27 protein-coding genes are annotated in these 24,403 nt (G+C 67.4%); 18 read left to right on the top strand and 9 right to left on the bottom strand.

What is annotated here, in order from left to right; genetic code table 11:
• Positions 1-103: 103 nt before the first annotated feature.
• From OHB23_RS21660 to OHB23_RS21615, 10 genes are all read left to right on the top strand, one after another.
• Entirely contained in the window at positions 104-904 is an 801-nt protein-coding gene (locus tag OHB23_RS21660; RefSeq protein WP_328810423.1) for an enoyl-CoA hydratase-related protein, read from the top strand.
• 363 nt (positions 905-1,267) lie between these two features.
• Positions 1,268-2,539, top strand: coding sequence for a molybdopterin-dependent oxidoreductase (locus tag OHB23_RS21655; RefSeq protein ID WP_442973003.1), 1,272 nt, complete (start codon positions 1,268-1,270; stop codon positions 2,537-2,539).
• Positions 2,536-3,048 (top strand): hypothetical protein, encoded by a 513-nt coding sequence (locus tag OHB23_RS21650; protein ID WP_328810421.1) that lies wholly within the window; start codon positions 2,536-2,538, stop codon positions 3,046-3,048. The genes OHB23_RS21655 and OHB23_RS21650 overlap by 4 nt, the downstream gene beginning before the upstream one ends.
• Positions 3,049-3,212: 164 nt before the next feature.
• Positions 3,213-3,905: a hypothetical protein gene (locus OHB23_RS21645; RefSeq protein WP_328810420.1), complete on the top strand. Its 693-nt coding sequence runs from the start codon at positions 3,213-3,215 to the stop codon at positions 3,903-3,905.
• A 189-nt stretch (positions 3,906-4,094) separates the two neighbouring features.
• Positions 4,095-4,796, top strand: coding sequence for a class I SAM-dependent methyltransferase (locus OHB23_RS21640; RefSeq protein WP_328810419.1), 702 nt, complete (start codon positions 4,095-4,097; stop codon positions 4,794-4,796).
• Complete coding sequence (locus tag OHB23_RS21635) at positions 4,793-6,172, top strand: hypothetical protein (RefSeq protein ID WP_442973002.1); 1,380 nt, start codon at positions 4,793-4,795, stop codon at positions 6,170-6,172. The genes OHB23_RS21640 and OHB23_RS21635 overlap by 4 nt, the downstream gene beginning before the upstream one ends.
• 40 nt (positions 6,173-6,212) lie before the next feature.
• On the top strand, positions 6,213-7,274 hold the full coding sequence (locus tag OHB23_RS21630; protein WP_328810418.1) for an NAD-dependent epimerase/dehydratase family protein: 1,062 nt from the start codon (positions 6,213-6,215) through the stop codon (positions 7,272-7,274).
• Positions 7,275-7,276: 2 nt separating this feature from the next.
• Positions 7,277-7,933 (top strand): glycosyltransferase family 2 protein, encoded by a 657-nt coding sequence (locus OHB23_RS21625; RefSeq protein ID WP_328810417.1) that lies wholly within the window; start codon positions 7,277-7,279, stop codon positions 7,931-7,933.
• Positions 7,930-8,610, top strand: a complete 681-nt coding sequence (locus OHB23_RS21620) for a TIGR04282 family arsenosugar biosynthesis glycosyltransferase (protein WP_328810416.1) — start codon at positions 7,930-7,932, stop codon at positions 8,608-8,610. The genes OHB23_RS21625 and OHB23_RS21620 overlap by 4 nt, the downstream gene beginning before the upstream one ends.
• Positions 8,562-9,014 (top strand): GtrA family protein, encoded by a 453-nt coding sequence (locus OHB23_RS21615; protein WP_328810415.1) that lies wholly within the window; start codon positions 8,562-8,564, stop codon positions 9,012-9,014. Before OHB23_RS21620 ends, OHB23_RS21615 begins: the two co-directional genes overlap by 49 nt.
• A gap of 18 nt (positions 9,015-9,032) precedes the next feature.
• Here OHB23_RS21615 and OHB23_RS21610 read toward each other — a convergent pair whose 3' ends face one another.
• A complete protein-coding gene (locus tag OHB23_RS21610; protein WP_222628095.1) occupies positions 9,033-10,058 on the bottom strand; it encodes a hypothetical protein in 1,026 nt (341 codons plus the stop codon).
• Positions 10,059-10,250: 192 nt separating this feature from the next.
• Between OHB23_RS21610 and OHB23_RS21605 the strand changes: the two genes are divergently transcribed.
• Positions 10,251-11,192 (top strand): alpha/beta hydrolase, encoded by a 942-nt coding sequence (locus tag OHB23_RS21605; protein WP_328810414.1) that lies wholly within the window; start codon positions 10,251-10,253, stop codon positions 11,190-11,192.
• A gap of 144 nt (positions 11,193-11,336) precedes the next feature.
• Positions 11,337-12,140 carry an alpha/beta fold hydrolase gene (locus OHB23_RS21600; protein ID WP_328810413.1) on the top strand — a complete coding sequence of 268 codons (804 nt, stop codon included), beginning with the start codon at positions 11,337-11,339 and terminating at the stop codon, positions 12,138-12,140.
• 34 nt (positions 12,141-12,174) lie between these two features.
• Here OHB23_RS21600 and OHB23_RS21595 read toward each other — a convergent pair whose 3' ends face one another.
• The gene (locus OHB23_RS21595) at positions 12,175-13,038 is read right to left on the bottom strand and encodes an NmrA family NAD(P)-binding protein (protein WP_328810412.1); all 864 of its coding nucleotides are present in this window, start codon (positions 13,036-13,038) and stop codon (positions 12,175-12,177) included.
• Between the two features lie 40 nt (positions 13,039-13,078).
• On the opposite strand from OHB23_RS21595, the gene OHB23_RS21590 reads away from it, so the two are divergent.
• Positions 13,079-14,041 carry an AraC family transcriptional regulator gene (locus tag OHB23_RS21590; RefSeq protein WP_328810411.1) on the top strand — a complete coding sequence of 321 codons (963 nt, stop codon included), beginning with the start codon at positions 13,079-13,081 and terminating at the stop codon, positions 14,039-14,041.
• Between the two features lie 63 nt (positions 14,042-14,104).
• On the opposite strand, the gene OHB23_RS21585 is transcribed toward OHB23_RS21590, so the two are convergent.
• Complete coding sequence (locus OHB23_RS21585) at positions 14,105-14,248, bottom strand: hypothetical protein (protein WP_155956917.1); 144 nt, start codon at positions 14,246-14,248, stop codon at positions 14,105-14,107.
• A gap of 151 nt (positions 14,249-14,399) precedes the next feature.
• The gene (locus tag OHB23_RS21580) at positions 14,400-15,248 is read right to left on the bottom strand and encodes an NmrA family NAD(P)-binding protein (protein WP_222628089.1); all 849 of its coding nucleotides are present in this window, start codon (positions 15,246-15,248) and stop codon (positions 14,400-14,402) included.
• Between the two features lie 80 nt (positions 15,249-15,328).
• Here OHB23_RS21580 and OHB23_RS21575 point away from each other — a divergent pair, with 80 nt between their 5' ends.
• From OHB23_RS21575 to OHB23_RS21565, 3 genes are all read left to right on the top strand, one after another.
• On the top strand, positions 15,329-16,045 hold the full coding sequence (locus OHB23_RS21575) for a TetR/AcrR family transcriptional regulator (protein WP_027504472.1): 717 nt from the start codon (positions 15,329-15,331) through the stop codon (positions 16,043-16,045).
• A 99-nt stretch (positions 16,046-16,144) separates the two neighbouring features.
• A complete protein-coding gene (locus tag OHB23_RS21570; RefSeq protein ID WP_328810410.1) occupies positions 16,145-16,771 on the top strand; it encodes a hypothetical protein in 627 nt (208 codons plus the stop codon).
• Positions 16,768-17,961 carry a PrsW family intramembrane metalloprotease gene (locus OHB23_RS21565; protein ID WP_328810409.1) on the top strand — a complete coding sequence of 398 codons (1,194 nt, stop codon included), beginning with the start codon at positions 16,768-16,770 and terminating at the stop codon, positions 17,959-17,961. The genes OHB23_RS21570 and OHB23_RS21565 overlap by 4 nt, the downstream gene beginning before the upstream one ends.
• Positions 17,962-18,089: 128 nt before the next feature.
• Here OHB23_RS21565 and OHB23_RS21560 read toward each other — a convergent pair whose 3' ends face one another.
• The 4 genes from OHB23_RS21560 to OHB23_RS21545 form a co-directional block, all read right to left on the bottom strand.
• On the bottom strand, positions 18,090-18,815 hold the full coding sequence (locus OHB23_RS21560) for a TetR family transcriptional regulator (RefSeq protein WP_328810408.1): 726 nt from the start codon (positions 18,813-18,815) through the stop codon (positions 18,090-18,092).
• Between the two features lie 52 nt (positions 18,816-18,867).
• The gene (locus tag OHB23_RS21555) at positions 18,868-19,653 is read right to left on the bottom strand and encodes an SDR family NAD(P)-dependent oxidoreductase (protein ID WP_328810407.1); all 786 of its coding nucleotides are present in this window, start codon (positions 19,651-19,653) and stop codon (positions 18,868-18,870) included.
• Entirely contained in the window at positions 19,650-20,642 is a 993-nt protein-coding gene (locus OHB23_RS21550; RefSeq protein ID WP_328810406.1) for an SDR family oxidoreductase, read from the bottom strand. The genes OHB23_RS21555 and OHB23_RS21550 overlap by 4 nt, the downstream gene beginning before the upstream one ends.
• Before the next feature lie 188 nt (positions 20,643-20,830).
• The gene (locus OHB23_RS21545) at positions 20,831-21,565 is read right to left on the bottom strand and encodes a GAF and ANTAR domain-containing protein (protein ID WP_328810405.1); all 735 of its coding nucleotides are present in this window, start codon (positions 21,563-21,565) and stop codon (positions 20,831-20,833) included.
• A gap of 363 nt (positions 21,566-21,928) precedes the next feature.
• On the opposite strand from OHB23_RS21545, the gene OHB23_RS21540 reads away from it, so the two are divergent.
• Positions 21,929-22,303 (top strand): histone-like nucleoid-structuring protein Lsr2, encoded by a 375-nt coding sequence (locus tag OHB23_RS21540; RefSeq protein WP_328810404.1) that lies wholly within the window; start codon positions 21,929-21,931, stop codon positions 22,301-22,303.
• Positions 22,304-22,352: 49 nt separating this feature from the next.
• Entirely contained in the window at positions 22,353-23,036 is a 684-nt protein-coding gene (locus tag OHB23_RS21535) for a hypothetical protein (RefSeq protein WP_328810403.1), read from the top strand.
• A gap of 39 nt (positions 23,037-23,075) precedes the next feature.
• Here the strand turns inward: OHB23_RS21535 and OHB23_RS21530 are convergent, their stop codons facing one another.
• On the bottom strand, positions 23,076-24,398 hold the full coding sequence (locus tag OHB23_RS21530; RefSeq protein WP_328810402.1) for an FAD-binding protein: 1,323 nt from the start codon (positions 24,396-24,398) through the stop codon (positions 23,076-23,078).
• Between the last annotated feature and the right edge of the window lie 5 nt (positions 24,399-24,403).

Raw genomic sequence — 24,403 nt, 5'->3', positions numbered from 1 at the left:
GGTTGTGAGACCGCCAGACAATGGTTCGGCCGCGCTCTCGGTGGAAGGCCCGAATCTAAAATTCATGCATGGAGCACCCAGAAGTTCGTCGAAACGGCCTGTCATGACTGCCACAGTGGAGCAGAAAGGCTCTGTCTCCGTCGAGATCGACGGTGCGGTCGCATGGGCCGTGATCAGCAATCCGACCCGTCGCAACGCATTGAGCGCAGCGATGATGCGCGATCTGCACGCGCGACTGCAAGAGCTGGACAAACGCCCCGACATCCGCGCCATCGTGCTGCGCGGGGAAGGTTCGGAGGCATTCGTCTCCGGAGCCGACATCTCGGAGTTCGAATCGCAGCACGGTTCCACCGATGCCAAGCAGGCCGCCGACGACGCCATTGCCGCGTTGTTCTTCGGACTCGCCGCCATGCACACGCCGACCATCGCGATGGTGCACGGCTTCTGTATGGGCGCCGGCGTCGCCGTCGCGCTCACCGCGGACATCCGCATCGCCGATGAGGCGTGCGCGTTCGCGATTCCCGCCGCACGTCTGGGAATTGCATACCCGGTTCCGCCGACGCGCGTGCTGCAGCGCATGGTCGGCTCCGGTCACGCCGCCGAGATGCTGTACACCGGCGGTCGCGTCACGGCAGAGACCGCGCTCTCCATCGGTCTCGTGAATCGGGTGGTTCCGAAAGACCAGTTGCACGAGGCCGTACGCACACTCGCGACGACCATCGCGGCCAATTCACCCATGTCGGTGCGGGCTGCGAAGGTGGCCCTCGCGAGCGACCTCTACCCGGAGATGCTCTCCGAGGCCGAGGCTTTCGTGGCCATGTGCGCGGGCTCGGACGATGCCGTGGAAGGTGGGCGCGCCTTCATGGAGAAGCGGCGACCCAAGTTCACAGGCGTCATGTCCTGACGCAGTCCTGCAACCACGTTCGGGTTGCGAGAATCATGTGGGCCGGTCGTACCGACTGAACGCATCGGGTCGAGGCGGTGCTCGAGGTGCGCTCTGTGGTCACGTTCGCGCTGGCTGTCGGGGAGTCGACCACCGGTTCACTGGAGTTGTACCGCACCCCGCCGGGGGAGCTGACCGTCGTGCAGCACACCACAGCCGCGATGATCGGGTCGGCGTTGGTGGCGGAGGTCGCCGCCACCAGCCCGACCGACGAGGTAGCAGGGCTCGAACACGTCGCTGTGGAGGAGTTTCGCGCACGGAGGTGCACACGGCCATCGGGATGCTCGCTGCCCAGTTCGCTCGCGCGGCGATCGTCGACGTGCCATGGTGGTGAGCATCAGTCGTCGGGGTAGTCGAAGGGTCGTGCCGTTGCCTCCTCTGCCCCAGTTCCAGAGCGCGATCCGCGGTCCGTGGTTGACGTCGGTGTTCGGTGCCGTTCTTCTCGTGTCGCTGCCGGTGATCACCGTGACTGGTCTGCTGTCCTACATCGCGTACGGGCCGCAGTTCGGTCAAGCTCGCCCCGGCGACGTGGGGTGGTTGAGGTTGCCCCAGTTCGACTGGCCGACCGATCCGTCGTGGATCTATCGGCTGAACCAAGGCCTGCACGTCACCCTCGGACTCGTCGTGATTCCGCTGGTTCTCGCGAAGTTGTGGTCGGTGATGCCGAAGCTGGTGCAATGGCCGCCGGTCCGATCCCCGGCGCAGGCGCTCGAGCGGCTCAGCCTGTTGATGCTCGTCGGTGGTGTGCTGTTCGAGATCGTCACCGGTGTGCTCAACATCCAGTACGACTACGTCTTCGGCTTCGACTTCTACACGGCCCACTACTTCGGGGCATGGGTGTTCATTGCCGGATTCCTCGCGCACGTGGCCGTCAAAGTTCCGGTCATGTGGAGGACGTTGCGACAGACGTCGCTGTCCGAGGTGCTCCGGGAGCGCAACCGAGCGGCCGGGATGGAACCGGAGCACGAGCAGAAGGCGCCGGACGGCATCTCCCGGCGCGGGGCCCTTGCACTCGTGGCCGGCGGGAGCGGACTGCTGGCGGCACTCACCATCGGGCAGACCATCGACGGGCCGTTGCGATCCACCGCTCTGCTGGTGCCCCGCGGCCGCTCCTACGGCGACGGGCCGAACGACTTCCAGATCAATCGCACGGCGGTCGCAGCGGGAATCGATCCGGCGTCCACCGGGGATTCGTGGCGTGTGGAGTTGTCGGGAACGACGAGCGTGGTTCTCGACCGAGCAGCACTCGAGGCGATGGATCAGCACACCGCGGTATTGCCGATCGCGTGCGTCGAGGGGTGGTCGACGACGCAGGAGTGGACCGGGGTGCGCCTGCGGGACCTCGCCGGCCTCGCCGGCGTGACCGACGGCACCGCCACAGTGGCCTCGCTGGAACAGGGAGGTGCGTTCGCGCAGGCGACGCTGGCGCAGAACCAGGTGTGGCATCCGGATTCGCTTCTCGCGTTGACCGTCAACGGTGCGGCGCTGTCACTCGACCACGGCTATCCCGCGCGGGTGATCGTTCCGGGCCTTCCCGGTGTCCACAACACCAAGTGGGTGTCGCGTATCGACTTCGCAGGCGGGGCCGATCGATGAGGCGGCTGTATGGGGCAGGCGCGGCTCACGCGGCCGTCATGGTCGTGTCCTTCGTCCTCGCGGGTGCCGCCGTCCTGACTCTCGGGGTGGATGCACTGTGGAACTCGGACAGGTGGTGGCAGTCGATCGCCGTGTGGTTCATCGGTGCGGCCATCCTGCACGACCTCGTTCTGTACCCGCTGTACTCGCTGGCGGATCGGGCGACGCGCCCGACTCGCAACTGGACGGTTCGACAGGTTTCGGTGCGGCAGCACATCCGGGTGCCGGCCCTCGGCGCCGCGCTGACGCTGCTGGTGTTCTTCCCGGGCATCCTGAACACCGACGACACTGCCATCGTGGCGGCCACGGGCCTGAACCGTGACCCGTATCTCGAGCGATGGCTGTGGGTCGTGGCGGCCATGATCGCGATCAGCGTCGCGATGTTCCTGGTGCGGGTGCTCGCGGCGATGAGGCGGCCGTCACCTGCGACGCCACGCGGCCACGATCGGACGGATACACAGGGCGTCTAGGGGGCGTGCGAAAAGACCTCCGCGAGAACGTTTCACGTCCGCTCCGGTGACGTTCCATCATCGCTGCCACGCAGGTGGACGCGGGAAGGATTGCGGTCGAACACCATCCATGGGCCGTGTCGCGGCGAATGTGGAGTGACCATTACCGACGACAAGGAGCTGCAATGTTCACCATTCGTAAGTCCGTGGCCGCTACCGCGATCGGCGTGATGTCCCTCGTCCCGCTCGCCGCCTGCTCGTCCAGCGACGACGGCGGATCGGCTGCGGCAACGACGTCCAGTTCGTCCTCCGCTGCCGCATCGTTGTCCACACAGCCCGAACCCGCCGCGCAGGTCGACGCTCTGACCGGCGTGGACACCGCCGTTGCGCTCGATACCGGCTTCACGGACGCTCTGACCACGCTCGGGTTGACCCCGGGAACCGTGGGCACGGCGACCCTCGCGGATGGATCACTTCGATTCCCGATCACCGGCGGCAACGTCAAGTACTGGACGCCGGGCACGGTCGATCCGTACGTGCAGGGCTCCATCGACCACGAAGGCAGCGGATTGTCGCTGACCGCCGGCGGCACCACGGTGGAGCTGACCAACTTTGTCATCGATCCGGGCACCTCACTGCTCATGGGTGATGTGACCGTCAACGGAGAGAGCGCCGCCACCGACGCCGTGCTGTTCGATCTCGACGGCCGCACGCTCGAGCCGCTGGCCACCGGCCCGAACAACACCGCGATTCTGCAGGGCACGACCGTGCATATCTCCGAGACCGCCGCCGGCCTGCTGAACGAGACGTTCAAGACCGACGCCGTCACCCCGGGACTGCTCGTGGGAGTCGCCACGATCACCGTCAACACGCAGTAACGAGGCACTGCCTCCTACCCGGCCCACATCGACACCGATGTGGGCCGGATCGTGTCGACGAGTCGGGCGACGGCCCCTGAACGTGGAAAACGACTGAACGCGACGTTTGTCGCCGACGTCCACCGGGAATGGACAATCATCCACATCGAGGAAGTGCCGGACCAGTCGGGGTCTGTAGAAGGGACAAGCGTGACAGCGACTTCGGCGGGCGAGGCCCCTGACAATTTCGATGTTCTGTTCGACACTGCCTCCACCGGTACCGCGTGGTGGGTGCGGCACCGGGACGGCCGACGGAACTTGTTGCCGGTCGGGCGTTGGCTCGGCGGCGAGCACGCAGACGCCGATGACCGCGCAGTGGACGAGACGTTGCTCGCCCTCTGCCGGGGGCGCACGATCGATCTCGCGTGCGGGCCGGGCCGGTTGGTCGAGGAACTGCGGCGACGGGGAGTATCGGCGATGGGTGTGGACACGTCCCCGGCAGCTGTCGCGCTGGTCCGCGAACGTGGTGCCAAAGCCGAGCTGGCCGACATCTTCGACATCGTTCCACACGAAGGGCATTGGGACACAGTGCTTCTCGTCGACGGGAACATCGGCATCGGTGGTGATCCCGGCCGTGTCATCGGTCGTGCGCACGACATCGCGTGCGAGAGCGGGACGGTGCACGTCGAAGTGGCAACGCCCGGAACGGGATTCGTCGCCGAATGTCTGCGTATCGAGAACGACGAGACTGCGGGGCCCTGGTACGACTGGGCGCGAATCGATGCGGACACGCTGGCGCCACTCGCCGCGGCACGAGGGCTGGTACCGGTCAGTGTGACCGCGATCGCCGGTCGGCACTTCGCTCACTTCGTCAAACCCCCGTACGGTTCGGCCCCCGAGACTTCCGAGTGAGCGGCCCGACCGCGACCGATCGGCGGCGCGGGTGGGTTCCTCGAGTTCCGGAACTGATCGGCGCACTACTTGCGGCTGCATTGGTCGTCGCGGCAGTGGTCGTGGCGCGGCGGGAGAATGCCGTCGTCACTCCGCTGATCGGCGGCATGGGTTTCGACTTCGACGATTTCGCGTCGCTCGCGCCGCTGTTCGGGCGGTGGGGCGCTCATGTGGGGCCGGGGACTCCGGTCGCGGTGATCGGCGGCGTCCTGGTGGTGATCCTCGGCCCGTCCGTGGCGGCACGCATGTCGTGGCGTCCGCTGCTCCTCGTCACCTGGGCGACGACCCTTGTCTGGACCGTCGGTCTGGCTGCGGTCGACGGCTGGCAGAAAGGGTTCGTCGACAAGTTGACGTCCCGCGACGAGTATCTGTCCGAAGTGGGTGGTATCGACGACATCGGTGCCACACTGCGCGGCTTCTCCGACCGGATCATCGACGGCCAGGCGGAGTCCTGGACCACGCACGTCTCCGGGCATCCCCCCGGCGCGATTCTGACGTTCGTGTGGTTGGACCGCATCGGACTCGGGGGAGGCGCGGCCGCCGCATGGTTGTGTGTGATCGTCGGGTCATCGGCCGCCGTCGCCACCGCTGTCGCCGTGGCAGCGCTCGTCGGCCGCGACACCGCCCGACGGTTGATCCCGTTCGCCGTGATCGCCCCCAGCGCGATCTGGATCGGTGTTTCCGCGGACGGATTCTTCACGGGTGTGTCCGCCTGGGGCATCGCCTTTCTGGCCGTCGCAGCAGCCGGTCGACGACCTCGGCACGATGCCGCGGCCGTCGCGGCGGGCCTCCTGCTCGGGTTCTCGGTCTACCTGAACTACGGCCTCGCCCTGATGGGACTGCCGGCCCTGGCGGTCCTGATCGCCTCTCGCCGCGTGCGGCCACTGGTACCGGCGATCGGCGGCGCCCTCGTCGTCGCCGGCCTCTTCACCGCGTCGGGCTTCTGGTGGTTCGACGGGTATGTGGCCGTCCAGGAACGGTATTGGCAGGGAATCGCGTCCGCACGTCCGTTCCAGTACTGGAGCTGGGGCAACATCGCGGCTCTGGTGTGTGCGGTGGGACTCGCGGTGCCCGCCGCCCTGTCACGCGTGGTGTCACTGCCACGTGTGCGACGTGCCGAGCCGGTGACGCTACTCGTGATGGCAGCTCTGCTGGCGGTGACCTTCGCCGACCTGAGCAGGCTGAGCAAGGCGGAGACGGAACGCATCTGGCTGCCGTTCCAGGTGTGGATGACGGTTGCCACTGTCGCGATCGGGGACCGCTCGGTGCGCTTCTGGCTGGCAGCGCAAGTCGTGCTGGCATTGGCGATCAACCATCTGACGTACACGAACTGGTGAGCGACCCGCCCCCCTCGATCGACACGACAAGGAGAAAACGATGCACGTGTTACTCACCGGCGCGGCCGGTTTCATCGGTGAACACATTCACGAAGCACTACTGGCGGCCGACCACGACGTGACGGCTGTCGACGCGTTCCTACCCTCGGCGCACGGCTCGACGCCACTGCACGCGCCGAACGTCACGACGGTCGACGTCCGCGACCCCGGCGCTCTGGACGATGTCATGGCGGGGGTCGACGTGGTGTGTCACCAGGCCGCCGTCGTCGGAGCCGGCGTCAGCACTGCGGACGCACCCGCATACGCCAGCCACAACGACCTGGGTACTGCCGAAGTACTTGCCGCGATGGCCCGAGCCGAGTGCCGGAAGCTGGTTCTCGCGTCGTCGATGGTCGTCTACGGCGAAGGTCGCTACCGCTGCCCCGTGCACGGTGTCGTCCGTCCGCGCCCCCGGAACCCGTCGGATCTGCGGAACGGGGTCTTCGATGCGAAGTGCCCGCAGGGTGACGAGCCGGTGACGTGGGAGACGGTGGACGAGGACGCTCCGCTCGAGCCTCGGAGTCTCTATGCGGCAAGCAAACTCGCGCAGGAGAACTATGCACTCGCCTGGTCGCTGGCGACGGGCGGATCGGTCACGGCGCTGCGGTACCACAACGTCTACGGCGATCGAATGCCCCGTGACACACCGTATTCGGGTGTCGCAGCGATGTTCCGCTCATCGCTGGAGTCTGGTGAGCCGCCGACGGTGTACGAGGACGGCGGGCAGATGCGAGACTTCGTCGACGTCCGGGACGTCGCCGCCGCGAACCTTGCCGCCGTCGAGCACGACGGAGCGGGGTTCGTTGCCTGCAACGTCTGTTCGGGACACCCGATCTCGATCGGTGACGTAGCGCGCATTCTGTGTCGTGCACACGGCGGCGGCATCGAACCGGCGGTGACGGGTCAGTTCCGTCCCGGCGACGTGCGGCACATCGTTGCCGGTGCTGCTCGGGCCGACAGAATTCTCGGATTCCGAGCTGCCGTCGGTCCGGACGAGGGGCTGACGCGGTTCGCGTCCGCACCGCTGCGGGCGGCATCCGACGGCTCGGCCCCGGTGGTGTGACGATGATCGATCCTTCCGATGTCACCGTCGTACTCCCGTGCCGCAACGAGGCGCAGTCTCTTCCCGATGTTCTCGACGCCGTGCCCGACGGCTATCACCGCCTGGTCGTCGACAACGGCTCCACCGACGGCACCGCGGACGTGGCCCGCGCGCACGGGGCGCAAGTGGTCGTCGAGGCTGTTCCCGGGTACGGCTCCGCCGTGCACGCCGGAATCATCGCCGCGCGAACGACGGTCGTCGCCGTCATGGACGGGGACGGGTCGATGGACCCGCGCGAACTGCCCGGCCTCGTCGCAGCGCTGGACTCCGCTCAGCTCGTCGTCGGTCGGCGCCGCCCGGTGCACCGCAGTGGCTCGCCGTGGCACGCCCGCCTCGGCAACACGGCCATCGCCTGGCGTCTGCGCAGACGACTGAAGATCGACGTCCACGACATCGGCGCTCTTCGGGTGGCCCGCCGCGACGATCTGCTCTCGCTCGACGTCCCGGACCGACGCTCCGGCTACCCGCTGCAGCTGTTGGTTCTCGCCGCTCGGGCAGGGTGGACAGTGGTCGAGCGCGACATCTCGTACCGCCCGCGGACCGGGGGAGTGTCGAAGGTGTCGGGGTCGGTTCGCGGCACGGTGGTGGCCGTCTGGGATTTTGCGAAGGTGATTCCATGATCGATGCGACGCTGCTCGTCATCGCGAAAGCGCCGGTACCCGGCTTTGCCAAGACTCGACTGATGGCCGCCATGACCGCCGAGGACGCCGCGTCGGTGGCGGCCGCGGCGCTGCTCGACACACTCGCCGCGGCGAGGCAGGCTCCTTTCGCCCGGCGGGTGGTCGCGATGACCGGCGACTTGGCCGAGGCGATGCGCAGCAACGACATTCAGAGGTCACTGGCTGACTTCGACGTCATCGACCAGCGCGGCGACGATTTCGCGGAACGGTTGATCCACGCACATCACGACGCCGCCGGATCAGGCCCCGTCGTGCAGATCGGCATGGACACACCGCAGGTCGACCCCGCGATGCTGGCCGACATCGGTCGAGCCTTGGAGCCGTCGTCGGCGATCCTGGGCCGTGCCGAGGACGGAGGATGGTGGGTGCTCGGACTGCACGACGCATCCGATGCGCAGGCCCTACGAGCAGTGGAGATGTCCACCGACCGCACCGGGGACGACACGCGGGACGCCCTGCAGCGCTGTGGCCTCGTCGTCGGTGCAGCACCGACTCTGCGTGACGCCGACGAACTCGTCGATCTCGACCCGATCGCACGACAGTGCCACCCGGACAGCGAGTTCGCCCGATGCGTGGATGCGCTGCCCGTTCCGAGGCCGACGGGGGAGACACTCTGACCGCGACCTCCGGCACCCGGAGTGTGCTGTTCCGCTTCTACCTGGTCGGGGCTGCGAGCGCCGTCGCGTACGTACTGTTGTTTCTCGTGTTCCGAGTCGTCATGTCGTCTCAGGCTGCGAATGTGCTGGCGCTCCTGGTCTCCGCGCTCGCGAACACCGCGATCAACCGCCGGTTCACCTTCGGTATTCGCGGTACCGACGCGATCGTTCGCCAGTACGTGCAAGGACTTGTCGTCTTCGCCCTCGGGCTGGCGGTGACCAGCGGGTCGTTGGTGCTCCTGCACAGGTGGGCACCCGATGCATCGAGAGCAGTCGAGGTGTCCGTCCTGGTGGCCGCGAACCTCGTGGCCACGGTCGTGCGCTTCGTCGGGTTGCGCCGGGTGTTCACCGAACACCGATCGTGAACGTAGCACGAGCACGTGTCACGACACGTCGACACTGTCGGCCGGGATGATCTGCAGGCTAGAGTCCGCGCCGGGATCACTGCCTGTCACCAACACGTTTCCCGTTCGTGAATCCACGGCGACGGAATTGGCCTGACGAACCGTCGGCAAGTCGACCACGGTCCGCGGCGATGCCGGCTCGGCCACATCGACGACACGAAGGATGTTGCTCTCGGTCAGCGTGATCAGAAGGAGCTTCCGATCGGCGTCGTAGGCGAGCCCGTAAGGATTGCCGGGTGCGTCGATGCGAGCGACCTCGCTGATGTCGGGAGTAATGCGTTCGAGGTATACCGCGCCACCGTCGGTGTCGGCGAAGGCAGCGAGGTCGGCGCCGAGGGATGTCGCATGCGTCAGTTTGGTTCCCAGTGGGGCCTGTGCAACGAGTTCCTGGTCCGGCCCGCTGTAGATCCAGATCCCGTTGCCCTGCACATCTGCGACAGCTGCGTAATTGCCGACGGCTGCAACGCCGCCCGGTTGCACGGGACCAGCGGGGAGAGATGCGGTCACGACACCGTTGCGTACGAAGACGACTCCGCCGCCCATCTCGTTGGTCACGACGGTCGCGCCGTCGGCGGTCACCACGGCATCGTGCGGTTGCCGTCCGACGCCGCGGGTGGTGGAGAGCGTCGCTCCGTTCGCCGGATCGACCAGGAGCAGTTCGTCACTGGACTCGAGGGGCGCGAGTACCGGTCCGTCCGGGCCGGCGAGGGAGAGGTGTCGCGGCGCACCGACCGTCGGCACGAACGATCGCTCGACTCCGGTCGCCGCGTCGAGCAGCCTCAGGCCATCGGGTTCACGCACTGCGGCGACGGCGATGCCGGACGACGTGACGACGATTCCCTCGGGTGCGCCCGGAAGCGGAACGACGGTGCCGATCGGATCCTGCGCTGCGGGCGCCCGAGCCGGTTCGGCGGCGGGTGTCTGCGTCGGCCCGGGTGCAGTGTCGTCGGTGGAACAGCCGGCGACGAGAGCCAGTACCGACAGGGCGACGACGATGCGTTTCACGGTGAACCACCGAACTTGTCTAGTGCGTCCAGGGATGTTCATCGTGTGCGTACCCAGCACGTTCACGCGGGAAACCCGAGTCGAGCTCCCACGAGCACAGCCGAGCTCGAGTCTGTCGGAATCGGTGCACGGAGCCGGGCTGATAGCGTCGATCGTCTCCACGCTTCATCGCACGAGGGGAACGACGAGACGATGACGGGCACACTCACCTGGCACGACGACATCAGTCCGCAAGCACGCGTCCTGTCGACGGCGATGAAGGCGCTCCTCAAGCCCACCCTGAGTATGTGGCCGCTCACCGACGGCGGCATCAAGGCCATCGGGCACCTCGATCGCGTCGTCGACCGACTGCCGAAGCCGCCTCGCGTCACTATCGACCAGGTGGTTCTCGGTGGTGTGCCCTGCGAGAAGACGACACATCCTCGGACGGCCACCGGCTCTCTGGCCGGTGCGACGGTTCTCTACTTTCACGGCGGCGGCTTCGTCTTCTGCGGACTGGCGACCCACCGCGGTGCGTGTGCCATGATCGCCGCCCGTGCGGGTGTTCCGGTGTACTCCGTGGAGTACCGGCAGATTCCGTACGGCGGCATCGGTACGTCGATCTTCGATGCCATGGCCGCCTACCGCGCCGCGTCGGCGACGGTGGCCGATCCGTCGAAGATCATCGTGGCGGGAGACTCGGCCGGCGGTTACCTCGCGATGAAGGTCGCCGAACTGGCTGCGCTGGAAGGGTTGACACCACCCGCGGCCGTTCTGGGATTCTCGCCGTTGCTCAATCTGGACCTGAGGAGCCATTCCCGTGCGTTCATGAAGCGGGACGCGTATCTTCCGATGAAACAGGTTCTCGCGCTGGAGGATCGTTGGATGAACGGGCCGGATTCCATCCCGGGCGCAGCGTCTCCGATCGATGCCGATCCATCGGTGTTTCCGCCGGTGTTCCTGTCCTCGGCGCAGTACGAGTTGATGCGCCCGGACGTGGAGGCGATGACGCGCAAGCTCGAGGACGCCGGCCGGATCGTCGAGACCCATGTGTGGCGCGGTCAGGTGCACGCATTTCCCGTGCTGGCAGGCGTACTTCCGGAAGGCCGCGAGACGCTGCGGAGCGCGGTGGACTTCGCTGCGCGCCACCTCTGAGCCGTTCAGACGATTCCACCCGAGCTGGTCGTCGCTCCCGCGTGGTGCACGCGCGCGGCTCGGTTGTCGAATGTCCCGACCCATCGCCTAGATACTGGCCACACTCCACATCGGTGGTGCACGTCTCGGACCGATACTTGTCCCGTGACCGACATCGATGTCTCCGCACTGCCTCGCTACAGCAGGACCGGCCGCGGAGCCCCCATGTTCCTGATTCACGGGATCGGGCATCGACATCAGATGTGGGACCCCGTGATTCCGATACTGGCAGATCACTTCGACACCGTCGCGATCGATCTCCCGGGCTTCGGAGAGAGCGATCCCCTCGGCGACGGTGACGCACCCACGCCGTCGCGACTGGCTGACCGGGTGGAGCTGGTGATGGACGAACTGGGCTGGGACAGTGCGCACCTCGTGGGCAATTCGCTCGGCGGGTGGCTCTCGTTGGAGCTCGCGCGCCGTGGTCGGGCGACGTCCGTGTGTGCACTCATGCCCGCCGGGCTGTGGCGCTCGACGGGCGGCACAGCCCGTGTGCGTCGGCAGGTGCTCTTCTCCGTGTGGGTGCACGGGTCTCGCGTTCCGGGTGCGGGGTTCCTTCTGCGCCGGCCACTGCTGCGGACCGTCGCCTTGTTCGGGCTGTTCGGCCGTCCGTGGCGCATCCCGTCGGTGGTGGCAGCCGACGATGCACGCAACCTCGCCACGTGCGACTTCGACCGCACGATGTCGGCCCTCGAGGGCACCCGCTTCGGCGGCGGAGACGAGATCGATGTCCCGATCACCGTGGTCTACGGGGGCAGAGACCCGCTCATCCGTGCAGCGGAGACGGACCTCGACGGGCTGCCGTCCCTCGCCGCCGTCATCGTCCACGAGCATCTGGGGCACGTTCCCACGTGGGACGATCCTGATCTCGTGGCAGCTGTGATCAGGGGCTCGACCACGGCGTCGTGAGCACACGTGGGAACGCCACGCTTTCGGTAGACGCTCACGCCCGCGACGCCAGGTAGTCGTCCACCGTCGTCGGGGCGCGGGGGTCGTCCCCCGTCGCGGCGACGCGTCCTGCAGAGAACGCGTGGTGCATCTCGACCTGCAATCTCGCTGCATCGTCGGAGAATCCGACCTGGAGTAGCTGGGTGATCGTCTCCTCGTCGGGGAGCTGCTGGTAGGGGAGATGGCCGATGCCCTGTGCTCGGCCGACCGCGGCGGCGACGTCCATCAGGGTGAGATCGACCGCGGTCCTGATCTCGCGGATGGTGGTGCCCTGGTGCTTGGGTTCCTCGACTGCGTCGGCCGCGGCTGCGCCGACGTCTCCGGCCGCCACCATCGGCAGGGGCACGTCGGGGGCGATGGAGTCCTGCAGTGCCCCGATGTGGCGGAGGTGGGGCAGGACGGGGTCGAGATTGTCGAAGAAGTAGCCGGGTCGGAGAAGGACGAGATCGGTCTCGAGGGCGGTGAGTCGCTGCTCCTGAGCGTGCAGTGCGGTGAGGAATCCGGTCCCGTACTCGAGTTCGGCGCCCAGAGAACTGAGTGCGACGACGCGTGGCACCCGTGCTCGTCGGAGTGCGTCGGTGATGGAGGACCCGATGTCGTTCATGTGTGCTCGGACGTCGGGTGCCGTGGGGTCGAACGGGACGAGGACGTAGGCCGCGTCCACGCCGGTGAACGCGGTGGTGAGGAAGTCGGTGTCGGTCAGGTCGCCCGTGTGCGTGGTGGCAGCCGGGTGTGGGTGGGGCCGTGCGGTGCGCGCGACACGGCGTACTCTCCATCCGCGGCCGAGGAGCGTGTCGGTGAGGCGTCGTCCGGTTCGGCCGGTGGCGCCGAGAACAGTGATGGTTCGTTGTGTGGTCACGATGTTCACGGTGCCGGGTTCGTGGTGGACAATGAATACCGTGGAGTCCACCATTGATGATCGATCGTCCAGGATGTGGCGCGGTGACGATGCGCTCGGCGACGCCCTGCACTCGCTGCGGATGCGTGGGGTGTTCTACGTTCGATCGGAACTGACGGCTCCCTGGGGTCTCGACATCCCCGCGATGGAGGACTGCCTGTGGTTTCACGCACCGGTGGTGGGATCGTGCCTGCTCGACCTGCCGGGGACGGAACCTCGGCTGGTGGGCGAGGGTGAGTGCGTGCTGGTCCCGCACGGTCGAGGCCACCGGGTGGTGGACGATCCGTCGTCCCTGTCGGTGTCGATGTACGACCCGGAGCCCGAGTGGATCTCGGACCGCTTCATCGTTCTCGAGCACGGCGGCGGGGGCGAGCGGGCCGTGTTGATCTGTGGCGCCGTGAAGTTCGATCATCCGACTGCTCGCTCACTCCTCGACGTGCTGCCCGATGTGCTGGTGGGTGATCGCGGGTCTGCGGTCTCGTCCGCGGTACTGGAACTGCTCGCGAACGAGGCCGCTGCCCGCCGGCCAGGTGGGGAGGCCGTGGTGACGCGGCTGGCCGACATCCTGATCATCGATCTCGTCCGAGCGTGGCTCCGAGAGGAGGGCGCTGAGATCGGCGGCTGGCTGGGGGCGTTGCGCGACAGACAGATCGGTGCCGCGGTCATCGCGATGCATCGGTATCCGGAGCGGCCGTGGACGGTGGCGGATCTGGCTCGGACGGCGGCGATGTCTCGAGCCGCCTTCGCCGCGCGCTTCACCGCGCTGGTGGGTGAGGCCCCGCTGGTACACCTGACCCGTCGGCGCATGCAGCTCGCGGCGGCGGAGCTCGCGAGGTCGAACGCCACCATCTCCTCGGTCGCGGCCTCGTTCGGATACGGGTCCGACGCGGCGTTCTCGCGAGCGTTCACCCGCACCATGGGTCGGTCCCCGTCGTCGATGCGGCACTCAGGGTCGGCGTCATAGGGGTATCCTGTTGTCCGACAACCCCTCACATCGGACGAAGACGCGGAGCGGCACGAACGGAGGCTATGCCTCAGCCTTCCGCGCTGCCACACGGTGGGCGGCATCCTGCACGAACCAGTAGGCCACCAGGCCGACGTACACGCCGACGAGCCCGCCGGTCACCCGTACGCCGCGCCGACGAGACAGAGACTCCCACGACACAGACATCGCACACCCTCTCACCGAACACGTCACCGATCCGGTGATTGTCCTCCGAACATGCCGATCAGCACAACGGCTGCGGGTGAGGGCGGAACGACCGGTCTGAGTCTCGCTGTCCTGGAGTGCCACCCTCGACCTTTGACGGGCGCCGTGGAGGCTACGCGAGAGTCAGCGCGTCGCGCACGGTCGCAGGCGACCTGCCGAGCAACTGTCCCAGCAGGGGATCGATTCCGGCGAACCAACCGCCGGCTGCAGCGTCGAACATCCCGAGTGTGAAGCGAGCCGCGAATTCCGGCTGTCCCGAAGCGACCCGGGCTGCGATCCAGTCCTCAGGGTCCATCAGGACTCGCCGTACCGTCCGCCCGGCCACGTCGGAAGCGATCGCCGCCACCTCCTCGAAGGTGGGTGCGGACTCGGCGGTCACCGTAACCGGTCCGTCGTACGCGCCGTTCGATGCGATGATCGCCGCCGCAGCCTCCGCCGAATCCGCTCGGGACGTCCACGACACCGGACCGTCGGCCGGAACGGTGATGACGCCGGACTCGCGCCAGGGGCCAGTCGACCAGGCCAGGCTGTGGGCGTAGAAGCCGTTGCGCAGCGAGGTCCACGGCAGGCCGGAACCCGCCAGCAGCCGCTCCGTCGCCGCGTGGTCTCGACCCGGACCGAATGGCGTGTCGTCCGCGGCCCCCTGATGACTCGTGTACAAGATTCGCCCCACGCCCGCGGTGACGGCCGCGTCGATCGCGTTGCGGTGCAGGGAGACTGCGTCGGCCCTCGGATCACTGGACGAGACGAGCAGCAGCTGATCGGCATTCGCGAACGCGTCCGGCAGCGACGCCGGGTCTGCGTAGTCGCCGTGGCGCACCTCGATGCCGAGATCGGCGAAGCGTCGGGCCCTGGACGCGTCTCTGACCGCCACCGCGATCTCCGAAGCGGGGCGATGTCTGAGCAGGTGGTCGACAGTGGCGCCGTTCAGCGCGCCGGTGGCGCCGGTGATGACGATCATGAGTGCCTCAGTTTCGTTGGTATCGCACCGGTGTTATCGATGGAAACCCAACGGTATCACGAGACTGTTATCGTTGGAACGTGATCAAGCCGACCAGCACTCGAGACGACGTCCGGGCGCGGATCATCGAGGTCGCGGCCGCCCTGCTGCGCGATCACGGCGTGGCCGCAGTGACCACTCGTGGGGTTGCCGAGGGTGCCGACGTACAGCCCCCGACCATCTATCGACTGTTCGGTGACAAGGACGGTCTCCTGGAATCCGTAGCAGAACATGTTCTGGCCGAGCATGTCTCGATGAAGAGACGCATCACCGAGACGGCCGCGTCGCAGGGCGTGGATCCCCTCGTGGACCTGCACGACGGGTGGCTGACGCAGGTCGAGTTCGGCATCGCCAACCCGGAACTGTTCCGGATGATGAACGGCCCGCAGCACCTGACACGATCTCGCGCGGCGCAGGCCGGCATGGACGTCCTCCGGGCTCGGATACACAGGGTCGCCGAGACGGGCCGACTGCGGGTGAGCGAACAACGGGCGCTCGGACTCGTCCAGGCAGCGGGTGTGGGCACGATCTCGGTGCTTCTCGCGACTCCGGCCGAGGACCGCGACGACGAGTTGGCCGACGCGATGTTCGATGCCGTCATGCGGCAGATCCTCACCGACCCGCCCGACCGCGAGCAGGACGACCACGCCGCCGCCGCGGTCGCTTTTCGTGCGATCACGCCGGCGTTGGACACGTTGAGCGCCGCCGAGCGCGCGGTCATGGTCGAGTGGCTCGATCGGGTGATCGCCGGACTCTGACACTCGACTCGCCGTTCTCGTCGAGGTCGTTCACAGCGGACTGCACGGACCGCGTGGTTTGTGACAAAGTACGAACAACGACGAGTTCGAGGGGTATCCGTGACACCACTGTTGAACGCTCCTGCACATCGACATCGAGTACCGGTCGACCATCGTGTGCTGGGTCTCGACCGTCGAACGTGGCCACCGGCGCTCGTCGTGCTCGCCGTGTTCCTGGTCTTCACCGTGGTGGTTCCGCGCATCGACGCTGCCCTCGACTGGGACGACCCCGTTCTGGCAGGGCAGCAGCTTGCACTCACCGACACCCTCGTCTTCACCCCCGTCGCCGGTTACGACGTCGAGTCCGGCTTCCGTGTCGGAGACGGAGGCACGTTCGGCGATGCCACCCTCGCCGGGGCCGGCATCACCTTCCAGGTGTCGACAGACTCGTACGACGGCACTCCCGATCAGCTGCTCGACCAGGTGCAGAAGGTCACGTCCCGGACGGACGACCCCACCTTCCGGGTCGACGGGAACAGGGCCACTCTCACCACGGCGGCCGGCGAGACCGGAGTCGCGCAGCCCTACAACAGCGTGCGAAGCGACGGGGTGATCGCGGCCTTCGTTCTCGGCGGCACAGGGGTCGACATCACTGCCTACGGGCCACCCACCCAGATGACCGCAGCCCTCGACGACGTCCGAGCGATGATCGCGAGCATCCGTACCGTGGATGGGGACGACGCATGAGCACTGTCGACCCCCGCACGTCTCCCGAGACGGTCGGCACGGAAGCTGGTCAGCGCCGAGCGGAAGCAGTCGAGATCTCCGGGTGGGGTGCGAGATTCCACTTCGTGCAGCCTCACAACCTCTCCTTCTGGGTCTACCTGGCGCTGACCGCCATAGGTGCGTTCCAGGCGTGGGCGTTCTTCGCACCCGACGCCGGGTTCTACGCCGAAGGGTTCGCGGTCGCAGCGGTGCTGTGCGGGTTGTGCGGACTCGCGTGGCTCGCCTGGTTCCATCACATCGACCGATGGGAGCGGCAACCAGGCGGGCTCGTGGTCGCTGCCCTCGTGTGGGGCGCTGTCCCGGCAACGTTCGCCTTTGCGATGACCGTCAACACGGCGATGCTCGGCATCTACCCCAAGCTGTTCGGTCAGGAATGGAGCGCGAACTGGGCGGCAGGTGCGACGGCACCGTTCACCGAGGAGGCGGCAAAACTCTGTGGTTTCCTGCTCCTGATGAGCCTCGCCCCGCGTCTCATCCGCACCGCGAACGACGGCCTCATCGTCGGAGCGTTCATCGGGCTCGGATTCGCCGTGTTCGAGGACTTCCTCTACGCGGCGAGTTCCACTGCTCGGGCATTCGGCACCGATCCCGTGGGCAACGCGGTGCACATGTCCGTCGTACGCATCGCTGTCAGTTTCGCCTCCCACCCTCTGTTCAGTGCCCTCGTCTGCACCGGAGCCGTCTATCTGATCGGGACGGCAGCGCAACCCCGGCGGGTCTGGCGTGGTGCGGCCTTCGTCGTCGCCGGCATGTTCCTCCACTTCACATGGGACGACGCCGGCGGTCTCGGTGGCGGCGGTCTGGGAAACTTCGTGGTGCTCCTGGCGTCGGTCGTCATCGGGTTCACGGTGCTGACCATCGCGTTCCGCCGGGCCGCACCGCGTGAGTATCAGTTCGTCCGCGACATCCTCGCCCCGGAAGTCGAGGCCGGTGTCGTCACCGATGCCGAGGTCGACGGTGTGCTGGACAAGAGGGCACGCAAGGCATTCGTGAAGTCCGCGCCCACTCGGAAGGCCCGACGAGCCCGCACACATCTGCGTCGCGCCGTTCTGGACCTGGCGCACGATGTCGCCCGCGAGAAGGGGGAGGACACCGAGTCCGTACGCCACTCTCGCAGCGAGGTCGAGCGGTTACGGGCAGCGGCCGGCTGATCGGCTCGGGCCGGGTGAGATCGGTCGAGTCACCGCAGCGAGCTGGTGAAGCGTCCGTCGAGGCCTGCACGTTTCATGGCGCGCCTGTGCAGAGCAGGCGGTGTGGAGGTCTATGTCACCGCCGCGAATCACGCTCGCCGGGGGCCGGGTATCAGCAGGGGAACGCGGTCCACCAGGTCGAGTGCGACATCGGGAGAGGCGCCGTCGAACACGGCGGTGTGGATCCCGCGCATGGCGCCGCTCACGAGTTGCGCTGCCGCGGCCACGTCGGTGTGGCGGTCGATCTGACCGGCATCGGCCGCTCTGTGCAGCAGTTGTTCGATCGCGACGACGAAGTCGGTGTGCCACCCCTCGGCGGTTCCTTCGCTGCGGGGAACACCGATGTTGCGGAACAGCACGTGGGTCGCCGGAGTGTCGTAGATGGCGGCCGCGGCGATGTGCAGGAACGATCGCAGCTGTCCCAGAGGATCGTCCGGCCACGTCGCCTGCTCGGAACGCGTTGCCATGCGGTCGATCAGCGTGGTGGCGGCATCGTTGACGGCTGCGTGGAACAGGTCGCGTTTGGTGGGGAAGTGGTGGAATGCGGTCCGAGCCGCGAGCCCGCAGTGCTGCGCCACGGCCTCCACGGTGATGTCGCCGTAGTCGGAGTGTTCGAGCAGCGTCTGGGTGGCGTGGACGAGCCGAGTCGGCGCCGGCCCCGGGTCGTCCGTGGTGTCGGACGCGGCCCACCGATAGAGAGTGGTCGGGTGGACACCCAGGTCAGATGCGACGGCGGTGGGACTCTCTGTTCCCTCGAAGGCACGCTCCACAGCGGCGCGACGGTCGGCCGCAGTGAACTTCGAGGCCCTGGCCATGATCGTGACACTACAGTCCGAGTCGGCCGAGCGGGAACGGCAACTCGGAAGATCAGCGCAGCAGCCGCGCCACCGCCGGAAGCAGTACCCGAGGTGGCGTCAGCGCTGCCGTGGCGGCCGCGATGGTGTTTCTCCGTCCTGAGATGACGTGTGGACGTGAGGTTTTGGCGTCGAGGGCGCGCATCGCGGTGGTGACGACCTCGGCGGGTGACTGGTACGAGCCGGTCGTCGCGGCGGACTCGCCGATGACATCGAAGAACTCGGTGCGCGTCGGACCCGGGGCGAGTGCGAACACTCGGACACCGTGGCGCCTGGACTCGAACCACAACGACTGCGTGAAGCTCAGGACGAACGCCTTGGCTGCGGCGTAGACGGCGAGGGTGGGAACGGGTTGGAACGCCGTCGTGCTGGCGACGTTGACGACGGATCCGGTGCCGCGGGAGATCATGTCGGGGAGGAAGGCAGAGCAGATGTCCACCACTGCAGCGACATCGACCGCCAGGAGCCGCGCGAGGTCGTCGGCATCGTTGTCGACGAACGGGCCCTGTACTGCGAAGCCGGCATTGTTGACGACGAGGTCCAGTCTCTCGGGAACCAGGGTCCGCAGTCGACGCCCGGCTGCGGGTTCAGACAGATCATGGGAGACCGTACGGCAGTGGATGCCGTGTGCACGTTCGAGTTCGGCTGCGAGAGCGGTCAACCGGTCCTCCCGTCGTGCCACCAACACCAGGTCGGAGCCGCGCGCGGCCAGGGCTCGGGCGAACTCGGCCCCGATGCCGGAACTCGCCCCGGTCACCATGGACCGCGCCGGTCGGAATGGATCCTGCGAGCGACTCATCCTCGGGAGTCCTTCGACCGATGCCCACGCTCGGAGGCGGACCGTCGGGCGAAATCCTCGTAGGAGGTGGGTTCGCGTCCGAGCAGTGCGGGAAGCACGGTCAGATCACCGGCGGGAAGTCCGTGCCGGTCGTAATGCGACATCATCGTGCGGTACGCCTCGCGCGCATCGTGCGGCCAGTCGTTCATGCCGCGGGGATTGGCGGCCGCGCCGACTTCCCGCACGAGGTGGCTCGCGGAGTGCATTCCGGTCGCCCGGACGGCCTCGACGAGGATCGGTCCCAGCGCGGGCAGGGCGGCTGTCCTGTGTCTGAGCGATGACGGCGGGATGCGGAGAGCAGTCACGCGATGGCCCAACACCGTCGACCAGATCGCCGCCATCTGGTGGCGAGTCAGTTCGACGGTGGACAGGTCGTAGGTACGCCCGGTGTGTGGGTCCGGATCGAGTGCGATGGTGGCGGCCACCTCGGCGACATCGGCGAGGTCGACCACTCCCATGACGCTGTCCGGTGAGACCGGGTACGGCATGACGCCCGCGTGCAGAAGGTCCCACACCTCGAGGTAGTTCTGCATGTAGTGCGACGGTCTCAGGACGGTGGTGGGGATCGCGCTGTCGAGCAGCATCCCCTCCGCGATGTGCTTCTGCCGATGATGGGTCAGCTGGTGCAGTTCGGGGTGGATCACCGAGTGGAACACGATGTGCTGCAGACCATGTGATGGTCCTGAAGCGATGAGGTGATCGATGATGGGTCGCTCGTCGATGATCTGCGTCGGAGCCGCGTGGTACAGGACGGTCGTGCCGGCGAGGGCCGTGTCGAGTGTCTGCGGGGCTCTCAGATCGCCCACGACGACCTCGGTGGCCCCGTCCCGCCGAGTCGTACGGGCCTGGTCGTCGTTCTTCACCACCGCTCGTATCGGAACACCCCGTGATGCCAGCTGTCGGACGAGCAGCCGTCCGACACCGCCTGCGGCACTGGTCACCGTGATCATCGAACCCCCTCCGGTCTCCGCACCCGGACCCTCCCACGTGCGTACTGCGAATATTGCATATGCAATGCATATTCTGCAAGGAGTGCGGACTGCTCGCGCGTCGCGAGCAACTCCGCTGCTGCTCTCGCTCGGACGTCGGGGCGGTCCCACCGACTTTGTCTGCACCGCGACGGTGCCTCCGCCGGTGGTCAGAGATCGCCGGTCGGCGCGGCGGCGCTGACGGACTCGACGAACTCGGTGGCGATCTCGCGCACCTTGCGATTGAGATGTTGGGAGCGGGTCGACAGCACAGTGAAGGCCGCATCCTCGTCGATGCCACGCAGTGCCATCAGAATGCCCTTGGCCTGTTCGATGGGAGCCCTGTGCACCAGCGCGTCCCGTAGTCCGGCGATGGTTCCGTGTAGTTCGCGGCGACGTCGAGCCCTCTCGAGAGCATCCGCTGTCACTCCCGTGAGCAGCTCGACGAGGCGGTGATCGAGATCGTCGAAACCCTGTGGTGCACGGGCGAACAGGGTCAGCGATCCGACCGGCCGATCGTCGCAGACGATCGGCGCACACAGCATGGTGTTGATGCCGACGCGGCGAGCAGCAGGTCCGAGATGCGGCCATCGATCGTCGTCGACCGTGCAATCGACGACGATGGTGGCGGCCGTGCGAGCCGCGTGCAGACAGGGACCGTCGTCGGCGGAGTACTGCTGGTCGTTGATCGGCGCGATCTCCGTGCTCGAGGCTGCGGCGGTGAAGGTGACATCGCCGATCGACAGCGTGATGCCGCAGTGGTCGGCGGCATCGACGAGGGTGCAGGCGACGTCGGTCAGTCGATCGAGCAGCTCGGCGACGTGGTCGTCGTCGGCGAGTGCGGCAACTGCCCGGACGGCCAGAGCGAGCCGCAGCTCGGGCGGTGTGGGGTCCGACGTGGTCACGGCGCTCTTTCCATCACTGTCTCAGGTCGCGCCGACCGGTGACGGGCCTCGCGAACTCGGGAAGTCGGTGCCGACCGCCGTCGGTTTCGACAGTCGAGCACCGAACTCCGGGTGCAGCGGGGCACCTGCGGAGAATTGTGCCCAGTGGGGGACCACCCTGAAACACCGCTCGAAGATCACATGGAGTCGAGAGAGAAAATTTCCCCCCACGGAAGGTTGAGTGGCACCGGACAGGGTATGGACACGCACAGACAGCGGCGTCCAGAGTGTGGCGGCTTCCTACTACCTACCGATACAACGGCAGATCGGCCCGTGCGGGGTCACCCTGCGTGGTCGTTCGTACGTGTGTCCGAGGAGCTCCGCGTGGTTCGCAAGGTTGACGTGACGCTGATCGACGACCTGGACGGGATGTCCGCGGACGACACCGTCGTGTTCGGTTACCGGGGAACGTGGTTCGAGATCGACCTGTCGGCCGAGAACGCAGCGCAGATCCACGGCCTGCTCACGGAGTGGAGCAACCGAGGACGTCGGTCGGAGGACATCTCGACGGCGCGGCGTCGGACGGCAGCGGACCGCGCGGAGACCGCGGCGATCCGCACGTGGGCGCGTGGACATGGTTTCGCCATCGCCGACCGCGGGCGCATCGCCGATTCTGTCGTGGCGGCGTATCGGACGCGAGCACGTCCGCCGTCTCGTGAGGATGCGACCTGCCCCCGTCGTCGCGGACGGGAAAGCTGAACGAGGCGTACGCGAGTCGATCTGCGAACGCCTGGTGGAGGGTTGGACCATGAACGACCCCGGTGACGCGACCGCGTCCGACGGGCCTCGACTCGGCCCGGGGGAGCGGTTGTCGGATTTCGTCGACGTGTGTGTCGGGGTCGCCGGCGCGGACGGTGGCGCGGTGGTCGTGTCGTCCCCGCGTCACCCCGATACGCGACGCGTGCTGCACACCACCGACTCGTCGGCGGAGAGGATCGCCGACCTGCTGTACCTGCACGGCGCGGATGTCGATCTCGTGTCGAGTGACCGTGCGGTGGGCCGGACGATCATCGTTGGCGACCGCCACGACGGGGCGCGGTGGCCGTTGCTGATCGACGACCTGGTGGCATTGGATGTCGGGTGGGTGAGGGTGCTCCCACTGGGCGCGGTGGACGCCCCACTCGGGTGCGTGCAACTGCACCGGCGCTCGGTGCGGAGCGGGCCGTTGCCGGCAGGAACGGACGTCTTGATCGGACACCTGGTGCGGGTCATCGGGCCCGTGGTCGCAGGCGACGCCGCGCTGGCGATCGTGGACGGGGACGAGGCAACCGATCTCACGAGCGTGGCCATCGGCATCCTGGTCGCGCGGCATGCCGTGGCGGTCGATGTCGCGTCGGCGATGTTGCGGGCCGGAGCGGTCACTCGGGAGCATTCGTCGGTGGAGGAGGCGCAGCGCATCATCGCCACCCTCCACGGCCGCGAGGGGCCGTGACACGCGCAGCGCGGCGGCGGCATCATCCTTCCCGAGGGGTCACCCGGCAGTCTCCGCGGCCACGAGTCCGAGCACCAGAGCGGCCGCCAGACCGCCTGCGTACGCGCGGTTCCACAGGCCGCCCGTGTCGGAACCGGCTGCCAGCAGGCCCGGAATCGGCTCGCCGTTCGGTGTCAGAACACGGGCGTCGCCGTCGACTCTGACGCCGTGAAACGGGAAAGTGACGGCCGGGACGGCTTCGATGACGTAGTACGGGGGTTCGCTCAGCGGGCTCGCATCCAGCGCTCGGCCCGGCACAGGGCCCTCCGCCGACGTGGTGGACTCGTTGAAGTCGGCGATCGCGGCCGCGATGGCGGCTCCGTCGTATTCCCAGTCCTCCGGCAGGTATTCGAGCTCCTCGAGCGTGTCCGCTCGTCCGACCCGACCCCCGCGCTTGCTCGCCAGTGCGAACTTGTCGACGGCCACGGCGCCCTCGACGTACGACGCCAAGACCCAGTCCCGGTGCACGCGAGCGTCCGCCACGAGAAGCCCGCGTGCCTCGCGCCGGTCGAGCAGAGCCATCGTCGTCAGGTGATCACCGAGTGTCTCGTCGACGAAGCGCGTCCCGTCGAGATCGAACAGGAGCGCGTGTTCGCTGTAGTACAGCGACATGTCGACGAAATCGGACGGGTCCGTCAGGGTCACCCCGCTGGGAATCAGGTGCCCGTAGAAGCCGGCGTTCATCGCACCGGCGGCAGCGCCGACGCTCTCGGCGAGTGCCAGGCCCACGCCCGTGCTGTGGGGGTTCGAGCGCAGTTGCATGCGCCCTGCATTCGGATGAACGTGCTTCTCGAGCAGCGCTGCGGACCCTTGGAAACCGCCGGTGGCGAGTACGGTGTGCGCCGCCCGCACGTCCCGTGGCTCCGCTGCGCCGGTCCGGATCACCGCACCGGTGACAACGCCGTTCTCGAACGACAGGTTCTCGGTGCACGTGTTCAGCAGGACCGATCCGCCGGACTCGAGGACGACCCGCCTGCACAGATCGACGTACTGGTTGGTGTCGAACTTGTGTCCTTGCCCGAAGGACAGGATTCGCTGCGCATCGCCCACCTCCACGCCGGTGTCACGTAACCACTGCACGCCGTCCTGGAACCGGTCCACCAGCAGTCGCCTCAGGGCAGGGTCGCCGTGCGGGTTCTGTGCGTCCATGACGGTGTGATCCGGTGCTGTCCAGACGTATCCGGCATAGCGCGCGGATCCGCCGACATCATCACCGACCTCCACCACGACGACGGATCTGCCTGCGGACGCGGCGCGGGCTCCAGCGGTCAGACCGGCCATCCCACCGCCGATCACCAGTACGTCGCACTCGATGTCGTTCATTGCTG

This window comes from Rhodococcus sp. NBC_00294, from assembly GCF_036163995.1.
In the GTDB taxonomy this organism is placed as follows: domain Bacteria; phylum Actinomycetota; class Actinomycetes; order Mycobacteriales; family Mycobacteriaceae; genus Rhodococcoides.
This window is presented reverse-complemented; position numbering and strand designations above follow the sequence as displayed.